Below are 26345 nucleotides of genomic sequence, written 5' to 3'. Positions count from 1 at the left end.
CCGATAATCCGCCTGCCGGGGCCGGAACCGGCTGCCGCACCGAACTCAAATCTTTTCGTCAAAAGATTTGCCAGGAGTTTTCTGAAAACTCTTGAGCGAGGCCCCGCCCGGCGTCACCGCAATGTGATCTGCCGCATATACCCGTTGCCTTGCATCTGCCCGCCGGCAAGGCTTTATCAGGCCGGTTCCGGCTTCAAACTCGGGTAAGGACGACATGGACAGGTATTTCAAACGCGCGCTGCCGCATCCTTCGCTGCGCACGGTGATCACCGCAGGCCTCGGCGCATTTCTGGCAATTGCGGCGCTGTCGCTGCTCACCACCCACGCCAATCTCCTGCTGCTGATGGCCCCCTTCGGCGCCAGCTGCGTGCTGTTGTTCTCGGTGCCCGCCAGCCCGCTGTCGCAGCCCGCGCATGTGGTCGGCGGCCATGTTCTGGCCACCGCCGTGGCATTGGCCCTGAACGCGCTGCTGCCGGACACCTGGTGGGCGCTGGCACTGGCGGTGGGCCTGTCGATTGCCCTGATGGCGGCGCTGCGGCTGACCCACCCGCCCGCAGGCGCCGATCCGCTGGTGGTCTTTGCCACCGATCCCGGCATCTCCTTCCTGCTGTTCCCGGTGCTGACCGGCGCCGTCGCGCTGGTGGCGATTGCCGCGCTGTTCCACCGTGTCTCCGGCCATGAATACCCGCTGAAACACGGCTGAGCGCGGCCGCGCAGTCAGAGCGCCAGCATCGCCGCCACCGGCGCCCGCAGCGCCGCGCCCAGGGCCCGCGAATCCGCACCCTCCAGGTGGTAGCCGTCGGCGTCGGAAGCCCGCGCCACTTGTGCTGCGTCAAAGAAGCCGCAGCCCAGCCGGTCCGCCAGCGGCTCGATCACTTCCGCCAGCGCCTCGGACTGCGCCACCATCTGGGGCGTGATATCGGGATCCTCGCACAGGCTCATGGGCGGCGGCGAGACCAGCAGCACCTGCGGCTCCGCCGCCTCCGGCAGCCGCCAGGGGTGGTGGCGGATAATCTCCACCAGCCGCTCCAGCCCGTCGCGGATCAGATAGCTGGGGTGGCCCTCGTAAATGTCATTGGTGCCCAGCATGATCACGGCCAGGTCCAGCGGCGCGTGGCTGTGCAGCAGCATGGGCAGCACCGCATCGCCGCGCATCTCGACACAGGCAGAGCGGCGCGCGTGCACCGTGGTGCGGCCGCGCAGGCCTTCGGCAAAAACAACGGCCTGCGCCAAGCCTGCGCCAAGCGCCACCGGCCAGCGGTCGCCATAGGGGTGCCGCCCGCTGGTGTGCGGGTCGCTGCCCCAGGTCAGGCTGTCGCCAAAAGCCAGAATCTGTTTCATGCCGTATCCTCCCGTTTCCGGCACCCTGCGGCGGACGGGGGATGCGGGCAAGAAAAAAGGGAGCCGCCCGGCCCCCTTTCCATGTTTTTCAAACCGTTGCGCGGCGAAGCTCAGAAGCCGCGCCCGGTCGGGTGCGCCTTGTAGACCTCGACCACCTTCTTCACCGCCTCTTCCGGGGACAGCTCCTCGCTCTCGCCGGTGCGGCGGGAGGTCAGTTCCACCACGCCGTTCTTCAGGCCGCGCGGGCCGACGGTGATGCGCCAGGGCAGACCGATCAGGTCCATGGTGGCGAACTTGCCGCCCGCGCGCTCGTTGCGGTCATCATAAAGCGGGTCCAGACCGGCGGCAGTCAGCGCCGCATAGAGCTGGTTGCAGGCGGCGTCCGCCTCGTCGTCGCCCTGCTTGAGGTTGACGATGCCGCAGTGGAACGGGGTCACGCCCTCGGGCCAGATGATGCCCTTGTCGTCATGGCTGGCCTCGATGATCGCACCCAGCAGGCGGCTGACGCCGATCCCGTGGGAACCCATGTGGACCGGCACGTTCTTGCCGTCGGGGCCTTGCACTGTGGCGCCCATCGCGTCGGAATACTTGGTGCCGAAATAGAAGATCTGGCCGACCTCGATGCCGCGCGCCACCCGGCGGCGCTCCTCGGGGATCTGGTTGAACAGGGCCTCGTCGTGGGTCTCATCGGTGCGGGCGTATTTGGAGGTGAACTCCTCCAGCACCGCCTGGCACTGCTCGACGCTGTCATAGTCGATCTCGCGGTCGCCGAAGGTCAGGTCGGTGACGGCGCTGTCATAGAACACCTCGGACTCGCCGGTCTCGGCCAGCACCAGGAATTCATGGGTGTCGTCGCCGCCGATCGGGCCAGAGTCGGCGCGCATCGGGATCGCCTGAAGCCCCATGCGCTCATAGGTGCGCAGGTAGCTGACCAGGTGGCGGTTGTAGGCGTGCAGCGCGTCTTCCTTGGTCAGGTCGAAGTTGTAGCCGTCCTTCATGTAGAATTCGCGGCCGCGCATCACGCCGAAACGCGGGCGGATCTCGTCGCGGAACTTCCACTGGATCTGGTACATGGTCAGCGGCAGGTCCTTGTAGCTGCTGACATGGGCGCGGAAGATGTCGGTGATCAGTTCTTCGGCGGTGGGGGTGAACAGCATGTCGCGGCCGTGCCGGTCCTGCACCCGCAGCATCTCCTGGCCATAGGCCTCATACCGGCCCGACTCGCGCCACAGGTCGGCGGACTGCATGGTCGGCATCTGCATCGGGATATGGCCCGCGCGGATCTGCTCGTCATGCACGATGCTTTCGATCTTCTTCAGAACCTTGAAGCCAAGCGGCAGCCAGGAATAGATCCCGGCGGCGGATTGCTTGATCATCCCGGCGCGCAGCATCAGCCGGTGGCTGACGATCTGGGCTTCCGAGGGGTTCTCTTTCAGAACCGGCAGAAAATAGCGGGACAGGCGCATCTTGGCTCCATCGGTGATGTGGGTTCGAGTTCCCGCCCGGTTTAGTGGGTGACGGGGGTGCGGGCAAGGGGATGATCCAATTGCGGTGTCCTGGATGGCAACGGTGCCAGGCTGTGCCCCTTGGGACGTGGCGCGCAGCGGCACGGCCCGCGCCTGACCTTCCCCCCGGGAAGGCGCATTCGCACCTTCCCAAGGTCAGTCCCGGGCCTCGTGGTGCAGAAGGTGCGCCCCTAAACCTCCACCCCCACCCCCTCTGCCAGCATCCGGATCTCCGCCCAGGTCGCTTCCGGCAGCAGGATCGGCTTTTCCGCATTCTCCGCCCGCGCATCCGCCTCGCGCTCGCCGGGGATTTCGACCCGGTCGAACCCGGGGCCCGGCGGGCAGTTGCGGAATTCATCCAGAATGCCCTCGGCGATCTCCTGCAGGCGGCTGGGCTCCTGGTACAGGCTGCAGTCCATCGCCAGCATCAGCCAATTGCATTCGGTGGTGACCGGCCCCAGCATCGCCTCGGCGATCATCTCGGCGGCCACCGACAGCGCATAGCCCTTGGCGCCGCCCGCGGTCAGGATGGCGCCGCCCTCGAAATAGGCCTCCGGGTCGGTGCTGGGGTTGCCGTCGCGGTCGATCAGCACGCCTTCCGGCAGCTTGGCGCCAGCGATCCGCGCGCCGTAAACCCAGCCCGCAGCCGCCGCCGAGGTGGCGAAATCAACGATCACCGGCCCGCGTTTGCCGCCGGGAATGCCGATGGCATAGGGGTTGGTGGACATCAGCGCCTTGCGCCCGCCGTAAGGCGCCACCAGCCGCCAGGCCTCGCGCCCGCCGCCGCCGATGATGATCGCCAGGCAGCCCTGTTCGGCGGCATATTCGGCAAAGGCCCCCAGCCGCCCGGTATGGCCGGCCTCAGTGACAGCAATCGCCGCGATGCCGGTCTCCTGCGCCCGCGCGACCACATCGCGGATTGCAATCGACATCGCCGGAATGCCGATGCCGCCGTTGCCGGTGACGCTCCAGGCGCCGCGGGCGTTCTGCTGCAGCTCCGGGCGCACCTCGGCGGCCAGGTAGCCGCTGTCGTAATACCCGGCATAAGGCAGGATCCGCCACACACCGTGGGATTCCACCCCCGACAGATCCGAATCGACCAGATGCGCCGCCACCTCTGACGCGATATCCACGGGGCAGCCCTTGGCAATCAGGATGGCCTCGGCAATGCGGAAGGCCTCAAGCTGCGGCACCGCCGCCCGCGGCGTGTCCTTGCTGTACTTGCTGCGTGCCATGCCGAATCATCCTCTCTGGCCTGTCCTGCCAAGTCAGAGTACGCCGCGCCCCCGGCCCGCCGCACCTGTTTGCGGCATGGCCTCCGGTTTCCTCCCTCTTCCCCTTCTCAATGCCGCTTTTCAGCCATCGTGGCGCAAAAGAACTTGAACCGCCGTTCAAGATTCGAAACTGTTACCGGAAACACCGCTCTCACACAGGGACAAGGGAGACGAGAGACGTGGCCAAGACCATTACTGAGCCGGCACGGGAAATTCCGGTCATTCATGAAACCGAGGTGCTGGTCGTGGGTTCCGGCCCCGGCGGGCTGGCGGCGGCGCTGGCAGCAGCACGGGCTGGCGTGGAGGTCACGCTGATGGACCGCTTCGGCTGCTTTGGCGGCAATATAACCACCGTGGGGGTCGAGGGCTTTGCCTGGTACCGGCACGAAGAAACGGTGGAGGCCGGCGGCATCGGCTGGGAGTTCGAAGAACGCGCCAAGGCGATGGGCGCGGCGGTGCCCGAAAGCCAGTCGCTCAGCTATGAGCTGGACAGCGAGGGCTTCAAGCTGGTGGCCGACAAGCTGGTCGAGGAAGCCGGCATCCACCCGATGCTGCACCGGGTGTTCGTGGCGCCGATCCGCGAGGGCAGCCGGATCACCGGGGTGATTGTCGAGAGCAAGGCGGGCCGCGAGGCCATTCTGGCGAAACGGGTGGTCGACGCCACCGGCGACGCCGATATCGCTCACATGATGGGTGCGCCCACCCTCAAGACCCCGGTGGAGCAGATGCAGGCGGCCAGCGTGATGTTCCACATCGCGGGCGTCGACAAGCAGAAGTTCATGGACGGCGTGAAGGCCGATCCGCAGACCTATGCCAACTGGTCGACCGGCGAATGGCAGGTGGAGACCTCCGGCAAGGAGGACGACATGTTCTCCCCCTTTCTGGCCAAGCCGTTCCGCCAGGCCATTCGCGACGGGGTGATCCCGGCGCATCTGAACACCATCGGCGGCACCTGGGGCGCGGTGCATGACAGTGGCGAGATGACCTATATGAACCTGGTGCATCTGGCAGGCATCGACGGCACCGATCCCGACAGCATGACCCGGGGCGAGATCGAGGGGCGCAAACAGGCGATGCACGCGATTGAGGCCCTGCGCGCCTATACCCCGGGCTGCGAGGGGGCACGCCTGCGGAACTTCGGCATGACCATCGGCATCCGCGACACCCGCAAGATCGACGCTTTTCACAACATCACCGAGGAGGAAACCCGCAACCAGGGCCGCTTTGAGGACACCATCGGCATCTACCCGGAGTTCATCGACGGCTACGGGGTGCTGATCCTGCCCACCACCGGGCGCTACATGCAGATCCCCTACCGCTCAATGCTGCCCAAGGGGGTTCAGGGCCTCTTGGTCACCGGCCGCGCCATCGGCGGTGACAAGATCGCCCATGCCGCCACCCGCAACATGGCCTGCTGCGCCGTGGCGGGACAAGGCGCGGGTGTCGCCGCGGCGCTGTCGGTGAAATCGGGCTGCGAGTTCGACGCGGTAGATATCTCCGCCGTGCAGGCTGAGCTGAAGCGCCAGGGGGTGCGGATCCATTGACACAAGCCATCCCCACCATCGACATCACGCCGCTGCGGGAGGATGGCCACCCGCAGCGGCAGGAATCCGTCGCAGCCATTCTGGCGGCGGCTGAGGACATCGGCTTTCTGTCGATCACCGGCACCGGCGTTCAGCCAGGAACGGTGGAGAGGGTGCGCAGCGTTGTGCGGGCGATCTTTGCCGTGTCCGAGAAATCCAAGTGGGATCAGGCGATTACGCGGAAGAATTACCGCGGCTATATCCCGATGGGGTTCTTCACCCCGAACGACGGATCGGGAACGGCGGACAAATACGAGGGCTACAAGCTGCACCATGAGGTAGCGGCGGATGACCCCATCCGCGCCGCCTGCCCGCTTTACGGCCCCAACCGCTGGCCTGTTGAGGTGCCTGAGGCGCGCGAGGTGATCCTCGGCTACTGGGCAGAACTGGACGGCGTCTTTCACCTGCTCTTGGGTGCGCTGGCAGAGGGGCTGGGGCTGGATCCGGCCGCGATTCAGGCGCCGTTCGAGAAACCGCTCACCAACATGAGCCTGCTGCACTATCCGCCGCAGGCGCCGGAGGAGGACGGCTTTGGCATTCACCCGCACAAGGACACCGACGCGCTGACCATCATCGCGCCGGACCCGGTCGGGGGCCTGGAGGTGCAGACGCGGGACGGCGGCTGGATCACCCCGGACTGCCCGCCCGGCGGCTTTGTCGTCAATATCGGCGACATGCTTGAGCTGTGGTCCGGCGGGCGGCTGGTCTCCACCCCGCACCGGGTGGTGAACAAGACCGGGCAGGAGCGCTACTCCTTCCCCTATTTCGCAGTGCCGCGCCATGACGTGGTAGTGGCGCCGCTGCTGCCGCCGGTTGAATGCTTTGACCGGCCTTCGGTGCATTGCGGCCACTGGTCCGCGGAGATCTGGCGCACCAACTGGCCGGATGAAGACGCCGGCGCGGACACGCCGGAGCTGGGGACCCTTCATAACTAGGTTCCGCACGGCCGAAAGGCCGGGCAGCGCCTGCCCCTCCCCCACGGGGAGGGCGCTTTCAGCACCCGCCCCGAGGATCGGGCGCTGCCCTCGGTACTTCGCTTTCCCTTCGGTTTCTGATCTGAACCAAAAAACCAAAGCGCGCGCTTACGGGTTGGTGCAGTTCCTATCCCCCACTTGCCCCCGGCCTTTTCCGCCTTATCCCCGCCTTGCCCACAGGGGAATCGCGCGCGCCCCTTGCAAGCCACTGCCCCATCAGGGAAGACTGGCGCCAAGATCCTGATGCAAACGGACCAAGGGCGGCACGCGGACCATGGCGCTACCAGCAAAACAGCAGCTGAAATACTGGGGCCTCGCAGCCATTGTCTTTGCGGTGGTGATGTGGGCGCTTGGCAATGTGCTGATGCCCTTCGTGCTGGGCGCCGCCATCGCCTATCTGATCGACCCGGTGGCCGACCGGCTGGAAGCCTGGGGCATGAGCCGCACAGGCGCCACCGCCACCATCACCGTGGGGGCGCTCTTGATCTTCCTGCTGCTGCTTGTTGTGGTGGTACCGACACTGATTTCGCAGATGATCGACCTCGCCCAGGTGCTGCCGCAGCTGGTGCGCGATGCCCGCACCTTTGCGACCGAGCATTTCCCCTCTGTCTTCGAGGAAAACAGCCGCATTCACCAGGCGGTGACCTCCTTTATGCAGACGCTGCAGTCCCGCGCGATGGAGGTGCTGCAATCAGTGCTGGGCGGCGCGGCGTCTTTCCTGAACATCGTCATCCTGCTGGTCATCGTGCCGGTGGTGGCGGTCTACCTGCTGCTCGACTGGGACCGCATGGTCGCCCGCATTGATGAGCTGCTGCCGCGCGACCACCAGCCGGTGATCCGCCGCCTGGCCGGTGAAATCGACGCGGTGCTTGCTTCCTTCATCCGCGGCATGGGCACCGTCTGCCTGATCCTCGGCACCTATTACGCGGTGGCGCTGATGCTGGTAGGGCTGAACTTCGGCCTGGCGGTCGGCTTCATCGCAGGCCTCGTCACCTTCATTCCCTACCTCGGCGCCCTGATCGGCGGCGCGCTGGCCATCGGCCTGGCGCTGTTCCAGTTCTGGGGCGACTGGGTGTCGATCGGGCTGGTGGCGGTAATTTTTGCCATCGGCCAAGTGGCAGAGGGCAACGTCCTGACCCCCAAGCTGGTGGGCGGCTCGGTTGGCTTGCACCCGGTCTGGCTGCTGCTGGCGCTGTCGGTGTTCGGCGCGCTGTTCGGCTTTGTCGGCATGCTGGTCGCGGTGCCGGTTGCGGCGGCGCTTGGGGTGATCGCGCGCTTCGTCACCGAGCAGTACCTGGACAGCCGCCTATACCAGGGCCAGAGCCATCCCAGTGCTGAAAAGCGGGACGCGGGGGCGGAGTGATCCCATGGCACAGCAGCTGAGCTTTGATCTCCCGGCGAAACCGGCGCTGGGGCGGGAGGATTTCTTTGTCGCGCCCTCCAACGCGATGGCAGTGGCGCTCTTGGACCCGCAGTTCGCCTGGCCCAGCGGCAAGCTGGTGCTGACCGGCCCCAAGGGCGCGGGCAAGACCCATCTGGCGCATGTCTGGGCCAGCCAGACCGGCGCCCGGATCATCGCCGCGGCCAAACTGACGGAACAGGCCGTGCCGGAGCTGGCGCAGGGCCCGGTGGCGGTTGAGGACGTGCCGCAGATCGCCGGCGACAGCGCGCGGCAGAACGCCCTCTTTCACCTGCACAACCTGGTGCTGGCAAACGGCCATCCGCTCGTGATGACCGGCCAGGGCGCGCCGAACCTCTGGGCGCTGTCGCTGCCCGACCTGCAAAGCCGGGTGCAGGCCGCCACCCATGCGGAGCTGCAGCCGCCCGACGACCAGCTCTTGGCGGTGGTGCTGGCCAAGCTGTTCAACGACCGCCAGATCACCCCCAAGCCGGATGTGATTCCCTATCTGGTGGCGCATATGGACCGCTCCTTTGCCGCCGCGGCGCAGATGGTGCGGCGGCTGGACCGCCTGTCGCTGGCGGAAAAACGCAGCCTGACCCGGCCTCTGGCGGTGCGGGCGCTGTCGGAAGTGCGCGAAGAGGCTGCGGAAAATGACGCATCCGCAAGCGGTTGACCCATGCCCGCCCATGCCCCATCCTGACCGCGGATCGCAAGACGGAGCCCTCATGAACCTGTCCCAGGACCCCGCCGCCGCTGCCACCGCCGCCGCAACTGATTGGGGCCCCTTCGGGCGTCCGATCTTTGATGACCCCAAGGCCCGGGCGCTGTCGCGGGTGGGGGTGGTCGATGTCGGCTCCAACTCGGTCCGGCTGGTGGTGTTCGACGGCGCCGCCCGCAGCCCGGCCTATTTCTACAACGAAAAGATCATGTGCGCGCTTGGCGCGGGCCTGTCGGAATCGGGCCGCCTGAACCCCGAGGGCCGCGCCCGCGCGCTGTCGGCGCTGCGCCGGTTCCAGCATCTGGCCAAGGGCATGGGGCTGCCGCCCCTGTCCGCGGTGGCCACCGCGGCGGTGCGCGATGCCGAGGACGGGCCGGAGTTCTGCGAGGAAGTTCTGCGCGAAACCGGCCTCAGGATCCACGTCATCGACGGCCGCGAGGAGGCGCGGCTGTCGGCGCAGGGTGTGCTCTTGGGCTGGCCCGGCGCCTACGGGCTGGTCTGCGACATCGGCGGCTCTTCGATGGAACTGGCGGAGATCCAGGAAAATTCCGTCGGCCGCCGGGTGACCTCGCCGCTGGGGCCGCTGAAGCTGCGCGACATCAAGGGCGGGCGCAAGGGCCGCAAGGACTACATCCGCGCGGTGATGGAGCAGCTGAAATCCGAGATGGGCACCCAGCGCGACCGCCTGTTCCTGGTCGGGGGCAGCTGGCGGGCGATTGCCCGCATCGACATGCACCGGCGCGGCTATCCGCTGAAGGTGCTGCATGAATACCGGATGAGCGCCAGCGACGTGCGTGAAACCGCCCGCTACATCGAGAAACGCGATCTCGACAAGCTGCGCGACGCCTGCGGCATCTCCTCCAGCCGGATGTCGCTGGTGCCCTATGCGATCGACGTGCTGACCCGGCTTATCCATACCTTCAAGCCCAAGGACATCGCGGTCTCCAGCTACGGCATCCGCGAGGGCCTCCTGTACGAGCAGATGCCGCAGCGGCTGCGCGCCCGCGACCCGCTGGTCGAGGCCTCCCGCTTTGCCGAGATGAAGGACGCCCGGGTGCCGGGCTTCGGCAAGACGCTCTATGATTTCGTGAGCCCGATCTTCAGCGGCGCCAAGCACAGCAAGCGGCGGCTGGTCAAGGCCGCCTGCCTGCTGCACGACGTCAGCTGGCGGGCGCATCCCGACTACCGCGCCGAGGTCTGTTTCGACAACGCCACCCGCGCCAACCTGGGCGGGCTCAAGCATTCCGAACGGGTGTTCCTGGGCCTGGCGCTGTTGCACCGCTACAGCAACAAGCGGCGCGGCAGCTCCTTCGAATATCTCTATGACCTCTTGGACGAAAAGGGCCAGCACGAGGCCGAGGTTCTGGGCAAGGCGATGCGCTTCGGCGCGATGCTGATGGTCACCAGCAACGGCGAGATCGGCTCATTGCGCTGGCAGCCGCGCAAGCGGGTGCTACATGTGGACCTGCCCGACGCGGCCCGGCCGCTGTATGGCGAGGTCGCAGAATCCCGGCTGAATTCGCTGGCCAAGGCGCTGGATGCAGAGATTGACCTGCGCTTCGTCAAACCCGCGCCGGAGGCAGAAGCCGAGGCAGGCTGAGCAAGCCCGGCCGGCCCGGGCCGGCGGACACCGCCGGGCAGCGTCAGATTTCGGTGACGCCTTCCTCTTCGCCCTTGTCTTTCTCTTCGGGCGCGTTGTCCTTGGGCTTCTTGCGGATGATGATGTCGCCGTTGGGCAGCACCTCGGGCAGCTCATAGGCGCTCCAGTCCTTCACCTCGCGGGCGATTTCGGCCAGCGCCGGGCCCATCTCAGCCAGGAAGGCGGCCATCGAAGGGCCGATTTCCTCCATCATGCCCTGCAGGTCTTCGAGCGCCGGCGCCATTTCCTGGCGCAGGCCCTCCCAGAACAGCTCCGCCCCGCGCTCCATCAGCGAGGGGCCGCTGTCCTCCTCCCCCGCTTCCTGGGCAGAAAGCGGCGCGGACATCAGGGCAATGAGGGCGGCGGGCAGAAGGATCTGTTTCATGAGGGATAATATAGGGGCGGTTTGATTGGGGTAACAGGGGGGCTGCGAAACCTTGCCCAACCGGCGGCACCGCGGCAAGCAGGGCTGCCCCCGCAGATGCGACATCGCTGCAGGGTTGTGGTATCCTTGCCCCTGGAGGGCAAGTATGACCGCATCTGCACGCATTCTTCTCGGCACGACAAAAGGCGCCTTTGTCCTGACCCCGGACGGCAAGGGCTGGTCCGTATCCGGCCCCCACTGCGACGGCTGGTGCATCAATCATGTGATAGGCGACCCGGACAGCGGCACGCTTTGGGCCGGCGGCGGCGGCGATTGGCCTGGTGCAGGGGTCTGGCGCTGCGAGGATGGAGAGACCTGGGAGCTGTCGAAGCTGTCAAATGGCCAGATCGACGAATGGGCCGCCGCCGACCCGGAAACGGCAGCATTTTTCAATTGGGAGCCGGCCGAGGTTCCCTTCGACGATCTCAAGGCGGTGTGGTCGCTGCACCGCGCACATGGGGTTTTGTATGCGGGCACCAATCCGGCCGCATTGCTGTCCAGCAAAGACGGCGGCAGGACCTGGGAGAGGAATACCGCGCTCGACAACCATCCGTCCCGCGAAAGCTGGAACCCCGGCGCCGCCGGGCTGGTTCTTCACACCATGCTGAGCGATCCGGCAGACGCCGGCAAGTTCTGGCTCGGCATCTCAGCGGCGGGGGTTTTTGCAACGGAGGACGGCGGCAACAGCTGGGAGCGCCGCAACCGCCTGTCCAATGACACGGTCTGCACGGAACACCGCCACCCCGCGGCCCCGCGGGACGGTGAAACCGGCCACTGCGTCCACAATATGCAGCGCGGCCCCGGCGATCTGCTGTATCAGCAAAATCACCATGGCACCTACCGCAGCACCGATGGCGGGCGCACCTGGAGCGATATCACGGCCGGGCTGCCGTCGACCTTTGGCTTCCCGGTTGCAATGCACCCCCGCGACCCGGATGTGATCTGGGTGCTGCCGCTGAACGGCGACGCGGCCGGCCGGTTTCCGCCCGACGCCTCGGCCGCCGTCTGGAAGTCCACCGATGGCGGGGAAACCTGGGCGGCCAGGCGCGATGGGCTGCCGCAGGGCGCCTGTTTCTTCACCGTGCTGCGCCAGTCCATGGCCACGGACGCAGCGGCGGGCGTCTATTTCGGAACCAATTCGGGTTCGGTCTTTGCCAGTGCCGACGAAGGCGAAAGCTGGACCGAAATCGCCCGCCACCTGCCAACAATCCTGTCCGTGGAGACCCTGGCCCTTTGACACCGCTTGGGCCGTCTGAGCAGCAAGCAAAGGCGCGGTGTTCAGGGGCAAGCGCGGTGCACTGCCCTCCCGCTCACTCCACCTCGATATCCACCGTCACCGGAAAATGGTCCGAGGCATCCAGCAGCGCCTGACGCATGTCCTCGTCCGCGAAGCATTCGCCGTCCTCGAACGGGTGCCAGATGCGCCATGCGGGGCGCATCGCCATCAGGCTTTGCGAGATCATCACATAGTCCAACAGCGCCCGGATAAACCGCTTGTCCTCGGCGTTGTAGAACCGCGAGGTGCTGGGCGGAATGTCCGGGCGCGGCTGCTGCAGGCCTTGCGCGTGGGGGTCGTTCAGCAGATCCCCCATCACGATCTCGACCGAGGACTGGCCGAACAGGCGTTCGTACTGGTCAAGGCCGGGGCCGTCGTTGAGGTCGCCCAGAACCATCACGTGCTCGCCTGCGGCCGCATGCTCCGCCACCCGGCGGTGCAGCCAGATCGCCTGCGCCATCTGCTTGCGGCGGTTGGCAATGGCCATGGCGGTTATCTCTGCGGCGGTTCTGGCCCCGTGCGGTGCCTTGGATTTCAGATGCGCGCCGATCATCCGCAGCGCGGTGCCGCCTCTGGTGGTCACCGCCAGCTCCAGCGGCGGCTTGGAGAATTCCACCTGGTCCAGCTGCTCATCCACGTCGAGGTCGATCTCGAACACCCCGTCGAACCGCGGCGCGGCGGCGCTGGAGCGGGCATCGTGGCGGGCGTTCAGCACATCCGGGTCGTAAAGCAGCGCGATTTCCTGATGGGTGTCGTTGGGATAGCCGCTGACCGCCTCGCGGGCGCGCAGGCCGGCCTCTGCCGCAAAGGCCTCCAGCGCGCGGGTGGTGCGCTGGGTGCGGCCGGTGTTGGGCGCCTCGATCACCATCACCGCATCGGCGTCGATGCGGCGCAGCACATGGGCGATGGCGCGTCCCTGGGTATAGCGGTCAACGCCGTGCACGCCGGACGGCTTGCCGTCCAGCATCAGCCTGTCGTTCTTGTCGAACAGATAGGCGAACCATTCGATATTATAGGTTGCGAACCGCATTTCCGCCGCATCCGCTGATCTCGTCCCAGGCGCGGTTGATGTCGATCATCCGCTTCTCCGCCAGCCGCACCGCCTCCTCCGGCACCCCGCGGGCGATCATCGCATCCGGGTGGGTGTCGCGCACCAGCTTGCGCCAGTGCTTGCGGATCTCCTCCCGCGGCATGTCCGGGGAGACCCCCAGCACCGTATAGGGATCCTTGGGCGCATCCGGCACGAAGCGGGCGCGCAGGGCCTGGAACTGCTGCGGGGTCTGGCCGAAGATGCGGCTCACCTCCTCCAGGAACTCGTTTTCGCCGGGGTGGTAGAAACCATCCGCCATGGCGATGTGAAACAGCCCCTCCATCAGGTCGCACAGCGTGGTCGGGTCGTTGGCAAACATCCGCTGGATGCGGCGGGCGTATTCCTGGTAGCCCGCGACATCGGTGCGCGCCATGTTGAAGACACGGGCAGCGCCGGCCTCGTCATCCTGGGCGATCTGGAACACCTCGCGGAAGGCGGTGACCTCATCGCGGGTGACCTGGCCGTCGGCCTTGGCCATCTTGGCGCCAAGGGCAATCACCGCGATGGCAAAGGCCACGGTGCGTTCGGGCGGCGCGCGCAGGCGGTCGAAAACCTCCGTCAGGCTTTCGCCTGCGGCAAGCGCGGCCAGCGCGTCGGATATGCGGGTCCAGAGCGACATGGGATCAGCCTATCCGGGATTGCCGGCACTGTCAGGGGCGGGAATACCGGGCGTCAGGATTTTCTGCATGAAAACAGTGTCGAGCCAGAGGCCGTTCTTGCAACCAAGCTCCGGCATCCGGGCGGTTTCCACGTAGCCCAAGGCGGCGTGAAAGGCGATTGCCGCGGGATTGGCGCTGCTGACGCTGGCGATCAGCACGTGGATCTGCGCCTCTTTCGCCTTCTCCTCCAATGCCTGCATCAGGCGGCGGCCTGCGCCCTGCCCTTGCGCCGCGGGCAGCAGGTGGATGGTGTGTTCTGCCGTAAAGCGGTAGCCGGGGCCGGAGCGGAACGGGAAGAAATGCGCATGGCCGAGAATCTCCCCGTCCTGATCTGCCACCAGGTACCGGCCCTTGCTGGCGGCGATCTGCCGGCGCACGTCCTGCGGCGTCTTTTCAATGGTGTTGAAGGTGGCTAGCGTGTCGCGGATCACCCAGTTGGCGATGGCGCAGACGGCCTCAGAGTCGGCCTCGGTTGCCGGGCGGATGATCATCTGAGCACCCTCGCCCCGTGCGGCGTGCCGAATTCCGCCATCATCGCGGGCGCGCCCTGCTCCACCTGAATGCGCGGGTCGCTGATGATGCGGTTCAGCGCGGCTTGCAGGCCTGCGGCTTCAGGGTGGCTGAGGGTCAGGCGGGTCAGGCGGCAGCGTGATTGCGGCAGCTTGGCGGCTGGCGGCTCGGCCTGCCACTGCAGAGCCGCGGGGAACAGGTTGTCATAGGGCAGCAGCCCGTCCGCGGGCACCGTCATCAGCCAGCGGAGATCCCCCCGCTGCATGGCGACATGGCGCTGCGCATGGGGCGGCAGCAGAGGCATCTCTGCCGCCAGGTCCTCGCTGCGCAGGATCCAGTTGCTGAGCCGCGCCGGGCCGGTGAAGCGGTCGAGGTTGAACCAGCGCGGCTGCTCTTGCGGCTGGGCGTCCGGGTCGACGGCAATGGCTTCCAGATAGAGGCCACCCTCCAGCCCGATCAGCCGGTTGTGGGTGCCATAGCGGGCATGGGAACCACCGGGGCCGAGGGTGATGCCGAGCGCGTCTTCGGTGTGGGCAATTGCCTCTTCCAGCGTTGCGCCAGCCACCGCGAGGTGATCAAGTATCATTTCCACCCTCCCCTTTTGGCGCAGAGACTAGCCGGACAGCGGCGGGGCGCAAGGCGGGATTTCAGGCGCGTGCAGTTGTTCATCTAGGCCCAGGCTGCCAGCGCCCAGATCCCGGCAATCACCGTCGGGTAAAACGTCCCGGCAAAACCCAGCCCCCGCAAGGGCGGCGACAGGTGGTAGCCGCCCCAAAACAACAGCCGCATGAGCGCGAAGGAAAGGCCGAGGGCGATGGCCACGGCGCCGCCCAGGGTGACGGCGGCAAACGGCCAGATGGCCAGCGCCAGCACCAGCTGCTCCACCGTGTTGGTGAGCACCCGCTGATCGGTTTCTGCCGCGGAGCCGGGCGCAAAAGGCTCTCCGTCGATGATGGCATCATCGAAGAACCGCCGCTGGGCCAGACGGCCGATCATCAGCGCCAGCACCAGCCCCGGCGCGAGGAAGGCGCCGGGCAAGGCGATGGGCGCCGGGATATAGGGCAGGCCCAGCCATTGCGGCAGGCCGATGATCAGCACGCCCCAAAGGGCGCCGAGGGTCATGCCGGTCAATATCTGGGGGCGTTTGGATCGCAGCATGGCGCCACTCAACCACCGCGTCACCGGTTTGCCAAGCCGTGCCGCGGCGGCCCCGGCGGAAAGCTGCGGCTGGCGGCATCACATTATTGGAAAACAGGCGCTCCCGCCCGGCGCTGCCTGTGCCTGCGGCACATCCGTGCCGGTTGGGCGCGGTATCACGCCTCCGCGCGATGCAGGCAGCCCGCCCGATCGGGGCGGGCTGCCGGACCCAAAGCCGCCAAGGGGCGGCCCGGAGGGCGGGCACCTGCGGGTGCGGGAGAACCTCCCCTGCCCCGCAGAAGCTGTGCTTGCTTAAGTGCGGGCTTCGCGGATCAGGCGCAGGATGTCCTGGGCCGCTTCCGGGATGTTGGTGCCGGGGCCGAAGATCGCCTTGACGCCCTTGGAGTACAGGAACTCGTAGTCTTGCTGCGGGATCACCCCGCCGCAGATCACGATGATGTCGCCTGCGCCTTCGGCTTTCAGCGCCTCGACCAGCTGCGGCGCCAGCGTCTTGTGGCCCGCGGCCTGGCTGGAGATGCCGATCACGTGGACGTCGTTGTCGATGGCGTCCTGGGCGGCCTCCTCCGGGGTCTGGAACAGCGGGCCCACGTCGACGTCGAAACCGATGTCGGCAAAGGCGGTTGCGATCACCTTGGCGCCGCGGTCGTGGCCGTCCTGGCCCATTTTCACCACCAGCAAACGCGGGCGGCGGCCTTCTTCCTCGGCGAATTCCTCGATCGATTTCTGGATCGCGGCAAAGCCCTCGTCGCCCTCATAGGCGGCGCCGTAAACGCCGGCCAGGGTTTTCACCTCGGCGCGGTGGCGGCCGAATTCCTTTTCCATCGCCATGGAGATCTCTCCGACTGAGGCCCGCGCGCGGGCGGCTTCGACAGCTGCTTCCAGCAGGTTGCCGCTGCCGTCCTTGGCGCGGCGGGTCAGTTCATCGAGCGCCGCCTGGCAGGCGGCCTCGTCGCGGGTCTCGCGCATCTTCTGCAGGCGGGCGATCTGGGCGTCGCGCACCGCGTGGTTGTCGACGTCGAGGATGTCGATCGGGTCTTCCTTGTCCTTGCGGTACTTGTTGACGCCGACGACCACCTCTTCGCCGCGGTCGATCATCGCCTGGCGGCGGGCAGCCGATTCCTCGATGCGCAGCTTGGGCATGCCGCTCTCGACGGCTTTGGTCATGCCGCCCATTTCCTCGACCTCTTCCATCAGCGCCCAGGCCTTCTCCACCAGCTCAGCCGTCAGGCTTTCGATGTAGTAGGAGCCGGCCAGCGGGTCGACCACATTGGTGACGCCGGTTTCCTCCTGCAGCACCAGCTGGGTGTTGCGGGCAATGCGGGCGGAGAAGTCGGTGGGCAGCGCGATGGCCTCGTCCAGCGCGTTGGTGTGCAGCGACTGGGTGCCGCCAAGCACCGCCGACATCGCCTCATAGGCGGTGCGGATCACGTTGTTGTAGGGATCCTGCTCCTGCAGCGAAACGCCGGAAGTCTGGCAGTGGGTGCGCAGCATCTTGGAGCGTTCGGACTTGGCGCCGAATTCGGTCATCACCCGGTGCCACAGGGTTCGGGCGGCGCGCAGCTTGGCGATTTCCATGAAGAAGTTCATGCCGATCGCAAAGAAGAACGACAGCCGCCCTGCGAATTTGTCCACGTCCATGCCGGCGTCCAAAGCGGCACGCACGTATTCGCGGCCATCGGCGATGGTGTAGGCCAGCTCCTGCACCAGGTTCGCGCCGGCCTCCTGCATGTGGTAGCCGGAGATCGAGATGGAGTTGAACTTGGGCATCTCGTTCGAGGTGTACTCGATGATATCCGAGATGATCCGCATCGAGGGTTTCGGCGGATAGATATAGGTGTTGCGGACCATGAACTCCTTGAGGATGTCGTTCTGGATGGTGCCCGCAAGGACCGACCGGTCGTGGCCCTGCTCCTCGCCCGCGACGATGAAGGAGGCCAGCACCGGGATCACCGCGCCGTTCATGGTCATCGAGACCGAGACCTTGTCGAGCGGGATGCCGTCGAACAGGATCTTCATGTCTTCGACGCTGTCGATGGCAACGCCGGCCTTGCCGACATCGCCGACCACGCGCGGGTGGTCGCTGTCATAGCCGCGGTGGGTGGCGAGGTCGAAGGCGACCGAGACGCCCTGCTGGCCCGCGGCCAGGTTGCGGCGGTAGAAGGCGTTGGATTCCTCCGCCGTGGAGAAGCCCGCGTACTGGCGGATGGTCCAGGGGCGGCCTGCGTACATGGTGGCCTTCACCCCGCGGGTGAAGGGGCCGAAACCGGGCAGCGTGCCCATGTGGGGCAGATCCCGGGTGTCGTCTTCGGTGTAGAGCGGCTTGACCTCGATGCCTTCCAGCGTCTGCCAGTTGAGGTCGTCGACCGCCCGTCCGCGCAGCTCTTTCTCAGCCAGAGCCCGCCATTCGTCTTTGTTTGTCATCAGGTCTTCCTCTTGTCAGTCCGATATCGGGCGGGTTCGTGCCCGCCGCCTGTTTATCCGGGTCATGCACCAGCGTTGCGAGGCCGTCCGCCCCGGCAGCCAGCCACATGATGTCGTCGGCATACGCCTCGCGCAGGGAGGCTGTTTGCGCGTCGTCGAAGGGGCGCCAGCGGCCGCTGCCCTGCGGCAGGTCTGCCGCCACAGCGGACGGCACGCTGGCGCGCAGGTCCTGCAGGCAGAGCGAGGCATTGAGGCGCACCCGGGCATGGGTGCGCGGCGCCTCGATGCCGGTCACGGCGGCCAGCGCCGCCTCGGGCCGGGAGCCGAAGGTTTCGAACGGCAGCACGTGCAGGCGCACGCCGGGCATCGCGCAGGCGATGTCGGTGATCACGTCGCGCCAGCTGCGCGGCGCCTGCGCCAGCCGGTCCAGCCCACCCGCGGACGGCAGCTTGTGGCCGCGCGCCACCGCATAGGCCAGCGCCGAGGTCCAGTAGCTGTCGAGGCTGCGGATCGAGAGCGCCGCATCCGTGACCGCGCCGCCGAAGGCCTGGAACATCCGCGCCATCCGCTCTCCCGCGCCGCTGTAGAGATCGCCGATGCGCAGGTTGGCGCGGACCGAGCCGAGCATGTTCTCCTCGCTGACCAGCAGCTGCTGGACGCCCCGTTCGCGGCAGGATGCCATCTGGATCTGCAGCCGCCCCTGGGCGCGCTGCACCAGATCGCGGCCGTTGGCCGGCGCCGGGCCCGGCTGGATGCCGTGGAACAGCCCGCCGCGGGTGCGGTGCGGCCCCCAGAAGCCGATGCCCTGGCGGGCCAGCGGCTGCGCGTTCTGGCGCATGTATTCCTGAAACGAAGTGGTGGCGCAGCGGTGCGCGCCGGTGTGAAGGATCACTTTCATCGTGCTTCGGGACCTCTGCTGGAGGGCCGCAGGCCGCAGCCCGGTCAAGGGGAATGGCACGATCATGGCCGGTAACCCCTCATTATCCCGTTAACGATAATGTTTTTTCGCCAAGCTGCGGATTTCACAGTCGCATTTGCCGCCTGCGCACATATATTCAACACAACAGGAGAGATCATGAGAGCAATCCTAAGCGTTGTTTTGGCAGGTTTCCTGCCGCTGGCGGCTGTTGCGGCGGATGGCAGTGCCCCTGAACTGATACAGCCCGGGTATGATGTGGAGCTGGACGAATTCCAGTGGACCCACCGCCCGGTGGTGGTGTTTGCCGACAGCCCCGAGGACCCGCGGTTCCATGAGCAGATGGAGCGGCTGATGGAGGGCATTGAGGCGCTGAAGGAGCGCGATGTGGTGGTGCTGACCGATACCGATCCGGCCGCCAAATCAGCCCTGCGCAAGAAGCTGCGGCCGCGCGGTTTCATGCTGGTGCTGGTGGGCAAAGACGGCGGCGTCAAGCTGCGCAAGCCGCACCCCTGGACGGTGCGCGAGCTGTCCCGCACCATCGACAAGTTCCCGGAACGGCTGCGCGAAGTGGAAGAGCGGCGCGGCGGCTGAGCCCGCCCGGCAGGTCCGGTCAGCCGTTGCCGCGGACGTAGATCAGCGCCATCGCCTGTTTGTCCAACACCACCATCGCGCCTGTTTCCGGCACGAAGACCAGGCTGGAGGCGGGATTGCGGATCGCCTGGTAGTAGACGGATTTGACCAGATCGGTCATGCAGCTGACGCCCGCCAGCCCCGAATTCAGAACCCCCAGCCCCTGCGGCAGATCGCGGGACATGATGTCCTCTGTCACCGCATTGGGGGACTTGCCGGAGACCGCGAACATCACCGGCTGGCCGGCCTCCAGCATCTTCATGCCGGTGTTGAGCGAGCGGGCGCGGTCCACCAGGGACGTGATGCGCGGGTTTTCCGCGGTGTGGAACACCGCTGCGGTGCAGCTCATCGAGCTTTGGAAGAAGAACGTCTCCCCCAGTTCCACCCAGGCGGAAAGCTGGGCGCGCAGCGCCTCTTCCTTGTCCAGCGCGCAGGCGGACAAAAGTGCCAGAGCGGACAAGAGACAGGCGAGAAGACGGGTCATGCGGCACCTTGGGATCGTCAAACGGCACCAGTGTCGCAGAAAAAACTGAAGATTTGGTGCACGGCACCATGCGGTGCGGGGCAGGCACGGCTGCGGAGGCGGGAAAACCCGCCTGCCCGCGTGCATATGTGCCTGCCCCAAGCTGCATTATTCGAATTCCATGATCACTTCATCAACCGCCAGGCTGTCGCCGGCGCTTGCGTTGATCTTGGACACCACGCCCTTCTTCTCGGCGCGCAGGATGTTTTCCATCTTCATCGCCTCGACGGTGCAGAGCGCCTGGCCCTCCTGGACTTCCTGCCCCACTTCGACATCGACCTTCACAATGAGGCCGGGCATCGGGCAGAGCAGCATCTTGGACGTGTCGGGCGCGACCTTTTCCGGCATCAGCGCGGCCAGTTCGGCCTGGCGCGGGGTGCGCACCTTGACCTGCAGGTCGGCGCCGCGGGAGCGGATGCGGAAGCCCTGGGTCACCTTGCCGGTCTTCAGCACCAGGGTCTCGCTGTTCACGTTCACGGTGGCCAGCTGGTCGCCCGGGGTCCAGTCGGAGGTGACGCGGTAGCTGCCGCCGCCCTCGAAGTTGACGGTTGCGCCTTCGCGGTCGGCGTCGATCACCACGGCGAAGGACTGACCCTGCAAGGTGACAACCCAGTCGGTGCCGACCTTGCGCTCGTGGTTGTCCATCCGGCCCGACACGCGGGTGCGGCGGATTTCGGCAACCCGGTGCATCGCGGCGCAGGCGGCAGCGATCTTGCGCAGGTCGTCGCTGTGCAGCTCGACGCCTTCGAAGCCGTCCGGGTACTCCTCAGCGATGAAGGCAGTGGTCATGTCGCCGGAGATGAACTTCGGGTGGTCCATCACCGCCGACAGGAACGGCAGGTTGTGGCCGATGCCCTCCACCTCGAAGCTGTCGAGGGCGGTCCGCATGGCGTCGATCGCATCCTCGCGGGTCGGCGCCCAGGTGCACAGCTTGGCGATCATCGGGTCGTAGTACATCGAGATCTCGCCGCCCTCATAGACGCCGGTGTCGTTGCGCACCGCGGTCTCGCCTGCGGGGGCGTCGCCCTGCCATTTGCCGTTCACCAGCATCGGGCCTGCGGCGGTTTCCGCCGGCGGGCGGTAGCGCGACAGGCGGCCGATCGAGGGCAGGAAGCCGCGGTAGGGATCTTCGGCATAGAGGCGGTTCTCGATGGCCCAGCCGGTGAGCTTCACATCCTCCTGGCGCAGCGGCAACTCCGCCCCGTCGGCGACGCGGATCATCTGCTCCACCAGGTCGACGCCGGTGATCAGCTCGGTGACCGGGTGCTCCACCTGCAGGCGGGTGTTCATTTCCAGGAAATAGAAGTTTTTGTCGCCGTCGACGATGAATTCCACGGTGCCGGCAGAGGAGTAACCCACCGCCTTGGCCAGTGCGACGGCCTGCTCGCCCATCGCCTTGCGGGTCTCCTCGTCGAGGAACGGCGACGGCGCCTCTTCCACGACTTTCTGGTTGCGGCGCTGGATCGAGCATTCGCGCTCGCCCAGGTAGATGCCGTTGCCGTGCTTGTCGCAGAGCACCTGGATTTCGATGTGGCGTGGCTGGGTGACGAATTTCTCGATGAAGATCCGGTCGTCGCCGAAGGAATTCGCAGCCTCGTTCTTGGAGGACTGGAAGCCTTCGCGGGCTTCTTCATCGTTCCAGGCGATCCGCATGCCCTTGCCGCCGCCGCCGGCGGAGGCCTTGATCATCACCGGATACCCGATCTCATTTGAGATCTTCACCGCCTCGTCGGCATCTGCAATCAGGCCCATGTAGCCGGGCACGGTGGAGACGCCTGCCTCCTGGGCGATTTTCTTGGAGGTGATCTTGTCGCCCATCGCCTCGATCGCGCCTTTCGGGGGGCCGACGAAGGCAACGCCTTCGGCCTCCAGCGCCTCGGCGAATTTCGAATTCTCGGACAGGAAGCCGTAGCCCGGGTGCACCGCCTGCGCGCCGGTTTGGCGGATTGCCTCCATCACCTTGTCGATGACGATATAGGACTGGTTGGCGGGCGGCGGGCCGATGTGGACTGCTTCGTCAGCCATCTGCACATGCAGAGCCTGCTTGTCGGCGTCGGAGTAGATGGCAACGGTCTTGATACCCATTTTCCGCGCGGTTTTGATCACGCGGCAGGCGATCTCGCCCCGGTTGGCGATCAGGATCTTATCAAACATAGGCAGTCCCTTGTTCCTTGGTATTCCGGAATGCAAAACGCCGCACCCGGGGGAAACCCGGGCACGGCGTTTGCGCGATATGATGTGCGGCCCCTGCGGACCGGAGGGTCAGAGCTGCGGCCGGGGCCTCAGCACTTGCGGGGATTTTGCTGGCAGTAGACCAGGTTTGCGGCCACGCCGACGGCTGCGCCGGTGACCAGGTTGGCATCAAGCACCGCGGCGCCGAGAGCGCCTGCGCCTGCACCGTAAACGACGCGCTCGCCGGTGGTGTCGCCGCAAGCCGCCGCGAAGCCGCAGAGCGAGAGCGCCGCGATGAGAGTTTTTGCCCGCATGTCCAGTATCCTTCTTCCGGGGACGCTTTTGTCCGGGCCGGAATTGCAGGCTTGCAAGCCCCGCGCAACGCTGCATGGAAACCGGCTGCCGGTTCGGCGGACGCTTGCCGCATCAGGGGGGGCATACGGCAAGCTTCCGCCGGTGCCTGAAAGGGGTAAAAGACGGGCAGGCCGCGGATGGGGTCGCGAACCTGCCCGTTCAGGCGAAGGGGCCGGAACAGATGCTCGGCACAGCAGCGTGGCTGCGCTGCTTGACCCACGATGCACTCTGCGGATGCCCCTGTAAGCCCGTGAAATCCAACGCCGCGGATTTGGGCAGATTCCTGCTGAACCGGAATGGCCGTGTGCAAGTTCACGCCGAAATTGCGGGTGGCCGCCAGCCGGGCCGCACAGCGGCGCCCCGGACGCCGGGCAAGGCCGCGCGCACAGACCCGCGCCGCCTGGACCCTGATATGCGTCCGGGGCCGCGCCATCAGTCAAACGCTTCCGGGAAAGAGGCGCGGGCAACCGCCTCGTCAATGACCAGCAGCGCCTCGTAGCTTTCGGGATCAAACGGATCCTCGGCCGGGACCACCTCGCGGCCGAACAGCCAGCTGAGGCGGCCTGCATCCAGGTTGCCGCGCTCAAACGGCTGGTCGCCAAAATGCTCCCACAGGGACTGCATGAACATCTGGTCGACACGCTTGTCGACGTTCTTGCGGTCGCGGAAGCGCTCGCGCCGGATCAGCGGCGTCACCCCCTTGGGGTTGGGGCGGCGGATGGTGAATTGGAAATCAGTGCCGGGCATACGGCCCGGGAACCCGCGGTGTTTCAGCATTTGGGTGCCTCCGGTCCGGCACCCCACGGGGCGGCGGGGGCCGGCCGCAGGGCCGGACCCCTGAAGTGATTAGTTGTACTTGCCGGTGAATACCGGCTCTTCGGAGACCGGCTCGACAACGACGAATTCTTCTTCCTGCTGGGCGCAGGCGGTGACGGCGGCCAGCAGGCCGGCCAGGGCGAGAAGCTTGATGCTCTTGGACATTTCTGTCTCCTGATAAAATGTGTGAAACCTGCGGCGGCTGCGCCGTCCGCGTGCCTCAACCTCAATGCGAAGGCAGCCTTGTGACTGCCCGCGCCAAGGATAGCCGGGTTTGCCGCCAAGTCACATGCAAATCGCTGCAATCGGCGGCGCTGTGGCTGCAATGCCGCAAGAATCCGCCGGTCCCGCTCATGGTCCGCAAGATATTGTGGATGCATCAGAAAGCCTCCCACATGCAGGCCGCGCCCTCGGGGCGGTAAGCTTCGAAATACTGCGTCGCAGCGGGGTCCTGGGCGCCAAAGGGCACCATCCGGTCGGAGAGCGAGATCACCACCCGCGCAGGCGCCAGCCCGTGCTCGGCCAGATAAGGCAGCGCGATGGCGCCGCAGAGGTGGTCCATGTCGGGGGCCGCCGTCTCATAGCTGACAGTGCCGGTTCCGCGGGCGATCTGCGGCGCCAGGAAGCGGAACCGCGCCCAGGTTTCCCCAGGCTGGCCGGGGGCGTCGTCCAGGAGCACCTCTGCCAGCGTCACGGTCTGGCCCGAGGGCACCGCAATCGCATCCGCCGCTGCGGCGGCCAGGGCACAGAAGGCAAAGGGGATGGCGGCCAGATATCCGCAGCCCCGGCCCCTGGCGAACCAGGCTCCTCCGGCCGGAGCTGCAGGCGCTGCGCAAGTGGCGCGCGCTGTCTGATATCGGCTGGCGCGGATCATGACGCTGATTCGGCCTCCATGTCAATTTTTGCCGCGAATCTATGCGAATCCTTCGCATCTGCACGGGAATCGCGCAGCGTGCGCGCCTGCCCCCGCGCGGCATGGCGGACCCAGCGGGCACGGCAGGCGGGATTTTCCAGAACTTCAGTGATTTGCGCAGCAGCATTGGCGGGCACCCGGCCCGTCACCTGGCCGCCCGCGCGCACCCGCAGCCCCTGCGCCTGCCCGTGACCCAGGGCAGTGATTTCAACAACCGGGGAGAAGCCGCGCAGGGACTGTAGCCGCCGCCACATGTCCTGACGGATCTGATGCGCCAGCCGCAGGGGATCACCCGCGGGCAGCACCGTTTCCGCCGCCACGTCGAAACGTGCAGGCACGCGGCGCGACAGCGTCAGGCTGCTGTCCGTGCGGGTGATATGCCAACAGCTGCGGGTCAAGCTCCCGGTTTCCTCTTCATCAGGCTAAAAATATCCTCGGGGGTGCGGGGGCAGACAGCCCCCCCGGCAACCTCCGCCGTTACAGCGGAATGTTGTCGTGTTTTTTCCACGGGTTCTTCAGCTGCTTGCCACGCAGGGAGGCAAAGGCGCGGCTGACCCGTTTGCGGGTGGACTGGGGCATGATCACCTCGTCGATGAAGCCGCGTTCGGCCGCCACGAAGGGGTTGGCGAAACGGTCCTCGTAGTCCGCCGTGTGGGCCGCGATCTTGTCCGCATCGCCAAGGTCGGCGCGGTGGATGATCTCGGTGGCACCCTTGGCGCCCATCACCGCGATCTCAGCCGTCGGCCAGGCGTAGTTGAAGTCGCCGCGCAGGTGTTTGGAGGCCATCACGTCATAGGCGCCGCCATAGGCCTTGCGGGTGATCACGGTGACCTTCGGCACGGTGGCTTCGCCGTAGGCGAACAGCAGCTTGGCGCCGTGCTTGATGACACCGCCGTATTCCTGGGAGGTGCCCGGCAGGAAGCCCGGCACGTCGACGAAGGTCAGGATCGGGATTTCGAAACAGTCGCAGAAGCGCACGAAACGGGCGGCCTTGCGGCTGGAGTCGATGTCGAGGCAGCCCGCGAGCACCATCGGCTGGTTGGCGACGACGCCGACGGTCTGGCCCTCAAGCCGGATGAAGCCGGTGATGATGTTCTTGGCGAAATCTTCCTGGATCTCGTAGAAGTCGCCCTCGTCTGCAACCTTGGTGATCAGCTCCTTCATGTCGTAGGGGCTGTTGGGGTTTTCCGGGATCAGGGTGTCCAGGCTTTCCTCGATCCGGCCGGGCTGGTCGAAGAACGGGCGCACCGGCGGTTTTTCGCGGTTGTTCAAGGGCAGGAAGTCGACCAGGCGGCGGACCTCTGCCAGCGCCTCGACGTCGTTTTCAAAGGCGCCGTCGGCGACGGAGGATTTGCGGGTGTGGGTGGAGGCGCCGCCCAGTTCCTCAGCCGTCACCACCTCGTTAGTCACGGTTTTCACGACGTCGGGGCCGGTCACGAACATGTAGGACGTGTCCTTGACCATGAAGATGAAGTCGGTCATCGCGGGCGAATAGACCGCGCCGCCGGCGCACGGCCCCATGATGACGGAGATCTGCGGGATCACGCCGGAGGCCATGATGTTGCGCTGGAAAATCTCTGCGTAGCCGGCCAGCGCATCGACGCCTTCCTGGATACGGGCACCGCCCGAGTCGTTGATGCCGATCACCGGCGCGCCGTTCTGCACCGCCATATCCATGATCTTGCAGATCTTCTGGGCGTGGGTGGCCGAGACCGAGCCGCCCAGCACGGTGAAGTCCTGGGAGAACACATAGACCTGGCGGCCGTTGATGGTGCCCCAGCCTGTAACCACGCCGTCACCGGCCGGGCGGTTGTTTTCCATGCCGAAATCGGTGCAGCGGTGGGAGATGAACATGTCAAACTCTTCGAAGCTGCCCTCGTCCAGCAGCAGCTCGATCCGTTCGCGGGCTGTCAGCTTGCCGCGCCCATGCTGTGCGTCGATGCGGCGCTGGCCGCCGCCCAGCCGCGCGTCCTCGCGGCGGTCTTCCAGCTCGGAAAGGATGTCTTTCATGGCTCATGTCCCCTGTAGATTTCACCGGGACCAT

At 66.4% G+C, this 26345-nt stretch carries 27 protein-coding genes; 8 read left to right on the top strand and 19 right to left on the bottom strand.

From position 1 onward, the window contains the following. The first annotated feature begins 214 nt into the window (after positions 1 to 214). Positions 215 to 703: an HPP family protein gene (locus KUW17_RS09805; RefSeq protein WP_222478478.1), complete on the top strand. Its 489-nt coding sequence runs from the start codon at positions 215 to 217 to the stop codon at positions 701 to 703. 14 nt (positions 704 to 717) lie between these two features. Here the strand turns inward: KUW17_RS09805 and KUW17_RS09800 are convergent, their stop codons facing one another. The 3 genes from KUW17_RS09800 to KUW17_RS09790 all read right to left on the bottom strand — a co-directional run bounded on the left by KUW17_RS09800 (position 718) and on the right by KUW17_RS09790 (position 4081). Next, complete coding sequence (locus KUW17_RS09800; protein ID WP_222478476.1) at positions 718 to 1341, bottom strand: GDSL-type esterase/lipase family protein; 624 nt, start codon at positions 1339 to 1341, stop codon at positions 718 to 720. A 110-nt stretch (positions 1342 to 1451) separates the two neighbouring features. Further along, complete coding sequence (gene proS / locus KUW17_RS09795) at positions 1452 to 2807, bottom strand: proline--tRNA ligase (RefSeq protein WP_222478474.1); 1356 nt, start codon at positions 2805 to 2807, stop codon at positions 1452 to 1454. A gap of 230 nt (positions 2808 to 3037) precedes the next feature. Beyond that, positions 3038 to 4081, bottom strand: a complete 1044-nt coding sequence (locus KUW17_RS09790) for an Ldh family oxidoreductase (protein WP_222478472.1) — start codon at positions 4079 to 4081, stop codon at positions 3038 to 3040. A gap of 218 nt (positions 4082 to 4299) precedes the next feature. Here KUW17_RS09790 and KUW17_RS09785 point away from each other — a divergent pair, with 218 nt between their 5' ends. From KUW17_RS09785 to KUW17_RS09765, 5 genes are all read left to right on the top strand, one after another. After that, complete coding sequence (locus KUW17_RS09785) at positions 4300 to 5664, top strand: FAD-dependent oxidoreductase (RefSeq protein WP_222478470.1); 1365 nt, start codon at positions 4300 to 4302, stop codon at positions 5662 to 5664. Next, a complete protein-coding gene (locus KUW17_RS09780; RefSeq protein ID WP_222478468.1) occupies positions 5661 to 6638 on the top strand; it encodes an isopenicillin N synthase family dioxygenase in 978 nt (325 codons plus the stop codon). Before KUW17_RS09785 ends, KUW17_RS09780 begins: the two co-directional genes overlap by 4 nt. Before the next feature lie 313 nt (positions 6639 to 6951). Then, positions 6952 to 8040, top strand: coding sequence for an AI-2E family transporter (locus KUW17_RS09775; protein ID WP_222478466.1), 1089 nt, complete (start codon positions 6952 to 6954; stop codon positions 8038 to 8040). A gap of 4 nt (positions 8041 to 8044) precedes the next feature. Beyond that, positions 8045 to 8752 (top strand): HdaA/DnaA family protein, encoded by a 708-nt coding sequence (locus KUW17_RS09770; RefSeq protein WP_222478464.1) that lies wholly within the window; start codon positions 8045 to 8047, stop codon positions 8750 to 8752. 52 nt (positions 8753 to 8804) lie between these two features. After that, the gene (locus KUW17_RS09765) at positions 8805 to 10397 is read left to right on the top strand and encodes a Ppx/GppA family phosphatase (RefSeq protein ID WP_222478462.1); all 1593 of its coding nucleotides are present in this window, start codon (positions 8805 to 8807) and stop codon (positions 10395 to 10397) included. 43 nt (positions 10398 to 10440) lie between these two features. Here KUW17_RS09765 and KUW17_RS09760 read toward each other — a convergent pair whose 3' ends face one another. Then, positions 10441 to 10821: a hypothetical protein gene (locus KUW17_RS09760; protein ID WP_222478460.1), complete on the bottom strand. Its 381-nt coding sequence runs from the start codon at positions 10819 to 10821 to the stop codon at positions 10441 to 10443. A 145-nt stretch (positions 10822 to 10966) separates the two neighbouring features. Between KUW17_RS09760 and KUW17_RS09755 the strand changes: the two genes are divergently transcribed. Then, positions 10967 to 12097, top strand: a complete 1131-nt coding sequence (locus KUW17_RS09755) for an exo-alpha-sialidase (protein ID WP_222478459.1) — start codon at positions 10967 to 10969, stop codon at positions 12095 to 12097. Between the two features lie 73 nt (positions 12098 to 12170). On the opposite strand, the gene KUW17_RS09750 is transcribed toward KUW17_RS09755, so the two are convergent. From KUW17_RS09750 to KUW17_RS09720, 7 genes are all read right to left on the bottom strand, one after another. Continuing rightward, a complete protein-coding gene (locus tag KUW17_RS09750; protein ID WP_222478457.1) occupies positions 12171 to 13166 on the bottom strand; it encodes an endonuclease/exonuclease/phosphatase family protein in 996 nt (331 codons plus the stop codon). Beyond that, positions 13147 to 13845 carry a molecular chaperone DjiA gene (locus KUW17_RS09745; RefSeq protein ID WP_222478455.1) on the bottom strand — a complete coding sequence of 233 codons (699 nt, stop codon included), beginning with the start codon at positions 13843 to 13845 and terminating at the stop codon, positions 13147 to 13149. The genes KUW17_RS09750 and KUW17_RS09745 overlap by 20 nt, the downstream gene beginning before the upstream one ends. 9 nt (positions 13846 to 13854) lie before the next feature. After that, positions 13855 to 14376, bottom strand: a complete 522-nt coding sequence (locus tag KUW17_RS09740) for a GNAT family N-acetyltransferase (protein WP_222478453.1) — start codon at positions 14374 to 14376, stop codon at positions 13855 to 13857. Beyond that, a complete protein-coding gene (locus KUW17_RS09735) occupies positions 14373 to 14981 on the bottom strand; it encodes a VOC family protein (protein ID WP_222478451.1) in 609 nt (202 codons plus the stop codon). The genes KUW17_RS09740 and KUW17_RS09735 overlap by 4 nt, the downstream gene beginning before the upstream one ends. 83 nt (positions 14982 to 15064) lie before the next feature. Beyond that, a complete protein-coding gene (locus KUW17_RS09730) occupies positions 15065 to 15553 on the bottom strand; it encodes an MAPEG family protein (RefSeq protein ID WP_222478449.1) in 489 nt (162 codons plus the stop codon). Positions 15554 to 15844: 291 nt separating this feature from the next. Continuing rightward, positions 15845 to 17974 (bottom strand): methylmalonyl-CoA mutase, encoded by a 2130-nt coding sequence (gene scpA, locus KUW17_RS09725; protein ID WP_222478447.1) that lies wholly within the window; start codon positions 17972 to 17974, stop codon positions 15845 to 15847. Next, the gene (locus KUW17_RS09720; protein ID WP_222478445.1) at positions 17940 to 18872 is read right to left on the bottom strand and encodes a hypothetical protein; all 933 of its coding nucleotides are present in this window, start codon (positions 18870 to 18872) and stop codon (positions 17940 to 17942) included. The genes scpA and KUW17_RS09720 overlap by 35 nt, the downstream gene beginning before the upstream one ends. A gap of 177 nt (positions 18873 to 19049) precedes the next feature. Here KUW17_RS09720 and KUW17_RS09715 point away from each other — a divergent pair, with 177 nt between their 5' ends. After that, positions 19050 to 19484 (top strand): DUF4174 domain-containing protein, encoded by a 435-nt coding sequence (locus KUW17_RS09715; protein WP_222478443.1) that lies wholly within the window; start codon positions 19050 to 19052, stop codon positions 19482 to 19484. 19 nt (positions 19485 to 19503) lie between these two features. On the opposite strand, the gene KUW17_RS09710 is transcribed toward KUW17_RS09715, so the two are convergent. From KUW17_RS09710 to KUW17_RS09680, 8 genes are all read right to left on the bottom strand, one after another. After that, positions 19504 to 20007, bottom strand: a complete 504-nt coding sequence (locus KUW17_RS09710) for a hypothetical protein (RefSeq protein ID WP_222478441.1) — start codon at positions 20005 to 20007, stop codon at positions 19504 to 19506. 147 nt (positions 20008 to 20154) lie between these two features. After that, positions 20155 to 22200: an acetyl/propionyl/methylcrotonyl-CoA carboxylase subunit alpha gene (locus KUW17_RS09705; RefSeq protein WP_222478439.1), complete on the bottom strand. Its 2046-nt coding sequence runs from the start codon at positions 22198 to 22200 to the stop codon at positions 20155 to 20157. A gap of 128 nt (positions 22201 to 22328) precedes the next feature. After that, positions 22329 to 22532 (bottom strand): hypothetical protein, encoded by a 204-nt coding sequence (locus KUW17_RS09700; protein WP_222478437.1) that lies wholly within the window; start codon positions 22530 to 22532, stop codon positions 22329 to 22331. Positions 22533 to 23004: 472 nt separating this feature from the next. Further along, positions 23005 to 23349, bottom strand: coding sequence for a hypothetical protein (locus KUW17_RS09695; RefSeq protein ID WP_222478435.1), 345 nt, complete (start codon positions 23347 to 23349; stop codon positions 23005 to 23007). A gap of 69 nt (positions 23350 to 23418) precedes the next feature. Continuing rightward, a complete protein-coding gene (locus KUW17_RS23335; RefSeq protein WP_260015408.1) occupies positions 23419 to 23553 on the bottom strand; it encodes a hypothetical protein in 135 nt (44 codons plus the stop codon). Positions 23554 to 23767: 214 nt separating this feature from the next. After that, the gene (locus KUW17_RS09690) at positions 23768 to 24262 is read right to left on the bottom strand and encodes a DUF6497 family protein (protein WP_222478433.1); all 495 of its coding nucleotides are present in this window, start codon (positions 24260 to 24262) and stop codon (positions 23768 to 23770) included. After that, a complete protein-coding gene (locus KUW17_RS09685) occupies positions 24259 to 24699 on the bottom strand; it encodes a hypothetical protein (protein WP_222478431.1) in 441 nt (146 codons plus the stop codon). Before KUW17_RS09685 ends, KUW17_RS09690 begins: the two co-directional genes overlap by 4 nt. 79 nt (positions 24700 to 24778) lie before the next feature. Continuing rightward, positions 24779 to 26311, bottom strand: a complete 1533-nt coding sequence (locus tag KUW17_RS09680) for an acyl-CoA carboxylase subunit beta (protein WP_222478429.1) — start codon at positions 26309 to 26311, stop codon at positions 24779 to 24781. Between the last annotated feature and the right edge of the window lie 34 nt (positions 26312 to 26345).

It is taken from the genome of Leisingera aquaemixtae, assembly GCF_019801145.1.
GTDB classification, from domain to species: domain Bacteria; phylum Pseudomonadota; class Alphaproteobacteria; order Rhodobacterales; family Rhodobacteraceae; genus Leisingera; species Leisingera aquaemixtae_A.
This window is presented reverse-complemented; position numbering and strand designations above follow the sequence as displayed.